This is a genomic window from Abditibacteriota bacterium, from assembly GCA_017552965.1.
Lineage (GTDB): Bacteria > Armatimonadota > UBA5829 > UBA5829 > UBA5829 > RGIG7931.
In genome coordinates this window covers 1-8,528 of the sequence record JAFZNQ010000060.1, presented here as the reverse complement: position 1 = coordinate 8,528, position 8,528 = coordinate 1, and the positions used below count along the sequence as shown (strand labels likewise).

At 61.4% G+C, this 8,528-nt stretch carries 6 protein-coding genes; all 6 read left to right on the top strand.

The features are described 5' to 3' along the window. Positions 1–714: 714 nt before the first annotated feature. The 6 genes from IK083_05740 to IK083_05715 all read left to right on the top strand — a co-directional run bounded on the left by IK083_05740 (position 715) and on the right by IK083_05715 (position 7,919). Positions 715–3,336 (top strand): hypothetical protein, encoded by a 2,622-nt coding sequence (locus tag IK083_05740; protein MBR4749054.1) that lies wholly within the window; start codon positions 715–717, stop codon positions 3,334–3,336. Between the two features lie 87 nt (positions 3,337–3,423). Continuing rightward, on the top strand, positions 3,424–4,515 hold the full coding sequence (locus tag IK083_05735; GenBank protein ID MBR4749053.1) for a hypothetical protein: 1,092 nt from the start codon (positions 3,424–3,426) through the stop codon (positions 4,513–4,515). 3 nt (positions 4,516–4,518) lie between these two features. After that, entirely contained in the window at positions 4,519–5,217 is a 699-nt protein-coding gene (locus IK083_05730; protein MBR4749052.1) for a hypothetical protein, read from the top strand. Then, on the top strand, positions 5,218–5,772 hold the full coding sequence (locus IK083_05725; GenBank protein ID MBR4749051.1) for a manganese efflux pump: 555 nt from the start codon (positions 5,218–5,220) through the stop codon (positions 5,770–5,772). Between the two features lie 59 nt (positions 5,773–5,831). Next, entirely contained in the window at positions 5,832–6,734 is a 903-nt protein-coding gene (locus tag IK083_05720) for an alpha/beta hydrolase (GenBank protein ID MBR4749050.1), read from the top strand. A 9-nt stretch (positions 6,735–6,743) separates the two neighbouring features. Then, the gene (locus IK083_05715) at positions 6,744–7,919 is read left to right on the top strand and encodes an MFS transporter (GenBank protein ID MBR4749049.1); all 1,176 of its coding nucleotides are present in this window, start codon (positions 6,744–6,746) and stop codon (positions 7,917–7,919) included. The last annotated feature ends 609 nt before the right edge of the window (positions 7,920–8,528 follow it).

Genomic DNA, 8,528 nt, shown 5'->3' with positions numbered 1-8,528 from the left:
GCGAAGCCCATGCTCAAGCCGAAGGGCCAGCGTCGCCGTTAGGCGCAAGGCGGAAAAGGCAGAAATGCAGCTTCTTTTCTGCCCCGCCGCAGAGCGCAGCCCTGAGGCGCAGACGGGTGCAGGGCAGCCGGCCCTGCTCGTTGAGAGGTCCGGAGAGACTCGAAACTCTCCGGGCGGGTGCGGGTATGCAATACCCGCGAAAAAAAAGGGGGGTATGCGAAGGGGGGAAGCCCCCCTTGCCTGAAAGAGCCAAGAAACGGTACGAGGTAAAGAAAGCTGGTTCAGTGTCGGAACGGCACTTGCGCACGTCTGCTACACTCGTCAGTACTCGAAGACCGGGTCCTCCCCATTTGCCCTCTCCGGCTCTGCCGGAGCAAGGAACGGGCAAACGGGTCCCGCCCGAATTACACCCCGGCGAAACCTTTTTCGCCGGGGACCCCGATCCCTTCCCCAAAACGGCCAAACGCCGTTGGCGTTTGACATATTGCCGTTTTGGCCGGGATGACGCGGGGTTGGCGCTGCCGCCGGGATGACGCGGGGTTGCGGCGTTTTTTCCGATCGGCCGGCGGTGTTTTCCCGGTTGACAAGTCTGTGGATAAGCCGTGGACAACTCCGTTTTTACAAAGGGATAAGCGACGGCGGGCTGTGGATAAGGTGTTATTTGCCTGAGGATATGATATAATATAGATAATTCCCGCATACACAGGTGATACTATGAAAGCATTGTTATACGCGCTGCTGGTGTGGGCGGCGCTGGCCGTCCCTGCCTGGTCCTGGTCCGTGAAGGAGATCACGGTGAACACCCCTGAGGAGAGCAAATATCTCTTCGAGGATGCGAGCGTCTGCCGGGAGATAGGCTCCGACCCCTTTACTCCCTTTACCCGGGTGGGCGACCACCAAATGCACTATACTTACAAATTTGACCTGAAAAAAGGCGCCTGCGCCTTTCTGCTGCTGAAGGTGGCCACCCAGTTCAACGTGGAGGCCTCTGTGGACAACAGCGCCTGGCAAAAGGTCTGCGACTACGAGGAATGCGACACTCTGGCGGGCCGCACTCTGGTGGATCTGACTCCCTTTGCGGCGGAGTCCTCCACGGTGTTCGTCAGGTTCACGGACAAATACCCCAAGGACGGCTGGGGGGCTCTGCTCTCGGGTTTCCGCCTCTATACCACCGCCGCCATGGCGCCGGTGTCCCGGGTGGACGTGGAAGGCTGGACCGCCGGAGGCCGCGCTCTGGGGCCGGGAGAATGCATCGACGCCGCGGGCCCTGTGGAATTCACCGCCCGGGTGACCCTGCCTGCCGGCTGGAGCCGGGAAAAGACTGCTCTCTACGTCCCCGACACTATGGGGACTCTCCTGTCCGCCTCGGTCAACGGCAAGGAGGCCCGGATCGGGACCACTTGGGACAGAGGGAAATATATCACCGGGGCCTTTGACTTCGGCGGGGAAAACCTGATCTCCCTGACCCTCTCTCCCGACAAAGGACGGGCCGGCATAGGCGCTCCCGCCCGGGCCGGCCTGCTCTATACCGCCTGCGCCGCCCCGGCCAGAAAGCTGCTGGACGGCCTCTCCGCCGACCCTCTCCGCACTCAGGCTCCCTACACCTATGACAAGATGAATTATATCGCGGGCAACTACACGGGCTACATCTTTGACGAACGCTACGACCTGCTGGGCTTCAACGACGATCTGGAGATACACTATCTCCACGATACTTCGAGAAACATCTGCGCCCTGGCGGAGGAGGAGCGTTTTACCCCGGTGGTGAGGCCGGAGCTCATAGAGAGGCTCTACAAGGGCCTGAAGGGCGGCATAGTGCCCATGGACGGCGACGACCTGATCCTGTCCTTCAAGCATGACCGGCGGCCGGTGGACATAAGGCCTCTGGAGGACACGCCTCTTCTGACCATGGTGCAGAAAATGGACCTGTCCCGCAAGCTGTGCACCGTGGGCGTCACCGCCGGCGCGGCGCTGGAAAAACACGAGGACACCCCTCTCCGCTACAAGGACGGCAAATGGGAGTTCGGGCGCCGGTGGACCGGCGGGGGCCGCAGCGTCTCCGCCCGCAACAGATACTATCTCGGCGACTCGGACCTGCCCCCCTCCATGACCTTTACCTTTGACGGCCGGGGCTCCTCCGTCATCGACATAGGCAGCCTGGGCGAGGCCGACTACTGGTTCCGGCCGGGCAGCTGGGGCCCCGAGACCGTCACCTTCCCCAACGGGCTCCAAAGGGCCGCCGCCCCCGGGCTGTATATTTACAAGCCCGATTTTGACTATCTCATCATCAGCGGCGGCAACGGCATGGGCGTGACCGACGTGCCCGACCAGGGCGCCGGCCTGTCCCTGGTCATCATGTGGGACCGGGCCCCGGAGCGCATATGGGGGGCGGCGGACAAGTCCGGCCGCAAGGGAGCCCTGACGGACCTGCACCTGGAATATCCGGAGGACTGCAAAAAGGCGGAGATCAGGATCCTGCCCTTCATGGACTATCCCAACGACCAAAAGGCGGTGATTGCCCTGGCGGACAGGGTGTCTCGGACGGGCCGCTTCGGCATGGGCTTTTACAACCCCTACGCCTCCACCTTCGGCAGCGGCATAGGGGCCGACGGCTTTGCCGCGGCGGCGTATATCTTTGACAAATACCATATGCCCCTGGCCGAAGAAGCGAAGGAGCTGGCGGCCCGGGCTCTCTCGACCGCAGTGAAATACGACCAGATGGAGTCGGGCTCCAATCAGCTGTATCATCTCATCAAGGCCTGCCTGTATATGCACCTGCTGGGGGACACCCGCTATGACCTCTGGGGCGTCAGGTGGGCGGACAGGATAGTGAAGGCCCAGCGGGAGGACGGCTCCTGGACCTGGGACAACTGGCAGTGCCGCAACATGAGCGGCCTGATCTCGGCCTGGGAGATGACCGGAGACGACAGGTATATGGACTCGGTGAAAAAGGGCCTGGCCACCGTCTCCTTCAACGCTCAGGGAGAAAGGCTGTGGAAGGGGAGCCCTTCTTCGGACGACTTTACGGGGGCGGGCTCGGTGAACCTCTTCGGCTACGTGGGCGACACGGACAGCGCCCAAAAGGCCATCGACGCCGCCATCAACGGCATCAGCGACGGGGGCTTTTTCCGCTGCTCTGACCTGAACCCCTACATGCTGGGGTTGTCCGCCGCGGGCATGGGCCTCTTTGATCCCGGGGAAAAGCTCATCCTCGGCCTCACGGACTCGGCCGTGTACGACCGGGAAATGGCCTATATCACCGACAAGCCCACCTGCTATATCCGGAACAGGCATCACCCTCTCACAAAGGATATCGATTTCCCGCTGGACTTCTGAGTCTTTGCTTTTGGCGGGCCATATGTGCTATAATTTTGTGGATACGCCGGCTCCGGCTCCGATTTTACAATACGAAAGGTGAAGTATATGGTGTACAGAATATTTTTGCTGATCTTAGCCCTCTTCGTCCTCTGCGGCTCCCTGCAGGCGGCCTCGGTGGAGGAGAGCATCAAGGCTATGAACAAAAAGGAAAAGGCGGCCCAGCTGCTGATAGTGGGCTTCTCGACAAAGCAGGCCATGATAGACGTGCTCAGGGAATACAAGGTGGGCGGCATCATCCTCTTTGCCTCCAACATAGACAACCGGGCCCACGTCAGGGAGCTCATACGGCAGCTGCAGGAGGTGTCCGTGGCTGTGACCGGCACTCCCCTCATGGTGTCCATTGACGAGGAAGGCGGCAAGGTGGACCGGCTGGCCGGCACCGACGCCATGCCTTTTTCCCGCCCGAACATAGAGTGGGGCGACAAATACAAGGAAGACCCCACGGCAGCCCTTGAAGGCATCTACACCCAGGCCCTCAGCACCGCCAAGGAACTCAAGAGCATGGGCTTCAACGTGAACTTTGCCCCGGTGCTGGACGTGTGCGACATAGACAACAACGCCCTGTTTGTAAAGAGCGGCCGCTCCTACGGCGCCGACCCTGCGGCCGTGGGCCGTCTGGGCAGCCATTATATCAAGGTGCTCCAGTCCCAGGGGATAGCGGCCACCGCCAAGCATTTCCCCGGCCACGGCTCCACCGTGGCGGACACCCATCTGGGCTTTTCCGAAGACCCTTCCTCCATGGAGAGGATAGAGTCCAACCATCTGGTGCCCTTCAGGAACGCCATTGACGTGGGCGTGGACTGCATCATGATCAGCCACGTCACCTACAAGGCCCTCGACCCCGACCTGCCCGCCACCCTGTCCCCCGCCATAGCCAAGGGGCTGCTGAGGGACAAGCTGGGCTACAAGGGCATGATAGTCTCCGACAGCCTCACCATGGGCGCCATCAGGTCCAACTTCGGCGCCGAGGCCTATTCCATGTGCGTGAACTCGGGCATAGACACCCTGATCATAGCCCATCCCACCAAGGAAGATATAGACGAGGCCGTGAATGAGATAGCCAAAAACGTGGACGACAAGCGTCTGGACGAGGCCGTGGCCCAGGTCATCAAGCTGAAGAAGCGCTTCCGCCTGTAGGCCATGAAAGACGAAGAATACTATTTCGTCAACGGCGACAGAAAGGAGGGGCCCGCTACCAAGACGGACCTGATCCGGTGGTACCGGTCGGGCATCCTCCGGGACGACAGCCTCATCACCGACAAGGACCACCTGAAGGCGGACCTGAAGTCTGTCATAGGCAGCCGCAAGAGCCACGGCGGAGTGATAGGGGCCTTTGAGCGCAAGCACCGCTTCAGGGTCAGGGGCGGGGCCGAAGAAAAGCGGTGGCCCCGGAACCTGGCCGTCATCATACTGGTGCTGGTGACCATGACCGCCCTGGGCATGAATATGAATGAAAAAAAGCCCGCGGACGTGAGCCGCATGTCCTTTCAGCAGATAGAAGAGCTCTACAAGGACAGCGCCTCCTCCTACGAAGTGGAGAACAAGGACGGGCGGGAGACCGAAAAATTCATCTACCGGGGAGACGGGCTCAAGCGCACCGTGTGGGTGTACAGGGGCCGCCCCATCCTCATCAGGGTGGACTTTGACGAGCCCTGCGACGCCGAGACCGCCTTCAAGGCACTGGACACTCCCATGGAGGGAGAGCCCGTGAGGACCGAAGAGGACGGCTTTGTGCAATACGCCCCCTTCAACTCCGGTATCACCGCCGTGAAGCTGTTCCCCGACGACAAAAAGGCGGACACCGTCCTGATGGCGTTTAACGTGAAAGACGCGGAATAGATGTGGTTTTTCTTTAACTCGGCGGCGCTGGGCGTGGGCCTGGCAATGGACGCCTTTTCCGTGGCCGCCGCCAACGGGCTGAGAGAACCCCGCATGAGACTGATGAAAATGCTGCTCATCGCGGGGTGCTTTGCCTTTTTTCAGGCGGCCATGCCCATGGCGGGCTGGCTGCTGGTGCACACGCTGCTGACGGTCTTCGGGGCCCTGAAAGCCGCCGTGGGCTATATAGCCCTGGTTCTCCTGTGCTTCATAGGCGTCAGGATGCTCCTGGAAAAGCCTTCCGGAGAAGCGGCGCCCCGTCTGACCCCCGGCGTCCTGCTGATGCAGGGAGTCGCCACCTCCATAGACGCCCTGTCCGTGGGGACTGCCATAGGCGCCTACGGCCCCGGGAGGGCCCTGGTCTGCAGCCTGATCATAGCCTGCGTCACCTTTGTCATCTCCTTTGCCGGCGCCCTGCTGGGCAAAAGGCTGGGAGCCGTGGCCTGGGCGGAAAAGGCCGGAGGCGTGATACTCATACTGATAGGCATAGAGATCTGTGTAAAGGGTCTTTTGTGACCGGCGCCGAGCCGGAATTTATATGAAAATACGGGACCGGGTCCCGCAGGGAGCTGCCGATGAAAATGATGACTCTCGCTATCGCCTTTGCGATATTGTGGCTGAGCGCCGCGGCCTTTGCCGCGGACAAAGCGGGCCCCGACGGAAAAACGGAGGATAAAATGGACCTTTTGAACAACAGGCTGGACATATGGGACCAGTCGAGAAAAGTGACCGGGCACTACACCGACCAGCCCTTTATGTCGGTGCACCTTGCCCCCAAGCCCAACGGCATGGCGGTGCTCATCTGCCCCGGCGGCGGCTATCTGGGAGTGTGCGACACCTATGAGGGCGAGGAGCTGGCGCCCTTTTTCAACGGCCTGGGCATCAGCGCCTTTGTGCTGCGCTACAGACACGCCCCCAAGAGCTATTACCCCAAGCCCATGGAGGACGCCTCCGAGGCTATGGCCATCATCAGGGCCCGCAGCAAGGAATGGAACGTCGACCCGGGCAAGGTGGGCATCATGGGCTTTTCGGCGGGAGGCCACCTGGCGTCGGTGATATCGACCCAGTGGCAGAGACCCGAATTCAGGACCCACACCCACTATCCGGACATATCCGCGCGCCCTGACTTTTCCATCCTGGTCTATCCCGTCATAGACCTGGACCGGCTCACCGCCTACGCCGTCACCGGCCTCAACCTGCTGACGGACAAGGCCACTCCCGAGGAGATCAGGGAGTTTTGCAGCCAGGAGAAGGTGACCCGGGACACGCCGCCCGCGTTTTTGTTCACCACCGGCGCGGACACGGACGTCCCCTGCGAAAACTCCATAGAATACTACCGGGCCCTGAGGCGCTGCGGCGTGCCCGCCCAGCTGCATATCTATGACGCGGGCCCCCACGGCGTAGGCTTCGGCGCCGCCTATCCCCAGACCGCAGGCTGGCCCCTGGTCCTCAGGGACTGGCTGCTCGCCCTCTTTTAAGGAGCCGTTTTGAACAAAAAGACCATGGCCCTGGCGGGGACGGCCGTCTGTTTCATCATATACACCACCGTGTATATAGGCAGGCAAAACCTGTCCATGGCCGCCCCTTTGCTGGAAAGTGAAGGTATAGCCGACAAGGCCGGCATAGGCATACTGGGCAGCATGTTCTTTTACGTGTATGCCTTCGGCCGGCTGGTGAACGGATATCTGGGAGACCTGGTGCCCCCCAAGACCCTGCTCTTGACCGGCTTTACCGTGGGAGCCCTGTGCAACATAGGCATAGGCTTTCTCCCGGAGCTGTGGATCATATTTGTCCTGTGGGGCCTCAACGGGCTGTTTCAGTCCTCCATGTGGGGCTCGGTGCTGAACGTGGTCTCCGGCCTCTACGACGACCCCCGGGAGAGAGAAAGAGGCATCATCGCCCTGGCCCCCACCGTGGGGCTGGGAGGCCTGCTGACCGTGGCCGTGTGCGCCGCCGTGTCCCCCTGGGGAGCAGGCTATATGTTCTGGGCGCCGGGCATCATCATGCTGCTGGCGGCCATACCGGGCTTTTTGCTGCTGCCCAACACCAAGCCGCCGAAAAAAGAACGGGAAAACCCGCTGAAATACGTGTGCCACAAGAGCGTGCTGCGCTTTTTGTGGCCGGTGATGGGACAGGGAGTCATCAAGGACAACCTGGTGCTGTGGGCCCCCATCTTCTTTATACAGGTGTATGACATAGACATCAAGCAGGCGGCCTTTTACATCTTCATCATGCCCATAGCCACCCTGCTGGGCAAGCTGCTCTTTCCCGTGCTCTACAAGCTGTGCCGCCGCAACGAGATAGCCGTGGCCTGCGTGTGCTACACCCTGAGCTGCCTGACACTGCTGCCCCTGTGCGTGTTTCGGCTGCCCATCCTGTCCGCCGCCGCCCTGATGTTTGCCGTGTCCGCCTTTATCGGCACCGCCAACACCACCTTTTCCGGCATGCTGCCCCTGAGATTTTTTGAGGCAGGCGCCGTGTCCTCCGTGTCCGGAGCAGTGGACTTTCTCACCTATATGGGCTCCGCCACGGGAGCCGTGGCCTTTGGCTTTTTGGTCAAGGCCCTGGGCTACGGCGCCATGATCTGGGTGTGGGTGGCCATGAGCGGCATCTCCGCCCTCATCACCCTGTATTTCAAAAAGGACTATGACAGAGCCCCCTGACCCGGGGCTCTTTTTTTGTGACCAAAGCGTTTTCTCCCTGCAAAGCCTGTGGCTTTGCAGGGAGAAAACCATGCCCCCGATCGGGGAAAGCCTCTATCCGCCGTCATCCCAGCGCCTGAGACGCAGTCGAAGGCGTTGGAGATCTGTGGGGGGACCGACGGCCAAAGGCCGTTGGGGGGGCCACGGCGGCGGAAGCGAACTCTGTCAATGATCTCCGAAAGAGGGATGTACTCCGACCGCGGACAAGCCGGCGCGCTGTCCCGTTCAAACACAACGTCACTTCGGCGGTGAGGGCTCCTCAAGCCCTCAACGGTAAGAAGTCCCCTGTAGTGGAACCGCGAGCCCGGGTCATGGACCGGCCGGGGTGGGAGGGGCAGAGCCCCTGCTCAAGCCGAAGGGCAAGCGTCGCCGTAGGCGCAAGGCGGAAAAGGCAGAAATGCAGCTTCTTTTCTGCCCCGCCGCAGAGCGCAGCCCTGAGGCGCAGACGGGTGCAGGGCAGCCCGCCCTGCTCGCTCTCACCCCACAAAATCATTCGATTTTGCGGGGGCCCCGAGGAGAGTGGTCCGGAGACGAGCTGTTCAACCCGGGCGGGTGTGTACGGGGTCCCCG

Excerpts from the sequence above, each read along its gene's own strand:
- IK083_05740 (MBR4749054.1), top strand. The coding sequence starts at position 715 with ATGAAAGCATTGTTATACGCGCTGCTGGTGTGGGCGGCGCTGGCCGTC.
- IK083_05735 (MBR4749053.1), top strand. The coding sequence starts at position 3,424 with ATGGTGTACAGAATATTTTTGCTGATCTTAGCCCTCTTCGTCCTCTGC.
- IK083_05730 (MBR4749052.1), top strand. The coding sequence starts at position 4,519 with ATGAAAGACGAAGAATACTATTTCGTCAACGGCGACAGAAAGGAGGGG.
- IK083_05725 (MBR4749051.1), top strand. The coding sequence starts at position 5,218 with ATGTGGTTTTTCTTTAACTCGGCGGCGCTGGGCGTGGGCCTGGCAATG.
- IK083_05720 (MBR4749050.1), top strand. The coding sequence starts at position 5,832 with ATGAAAATGATGACTCTCGCTATCGCCTTTGCGATATTGTGGCTGAGC.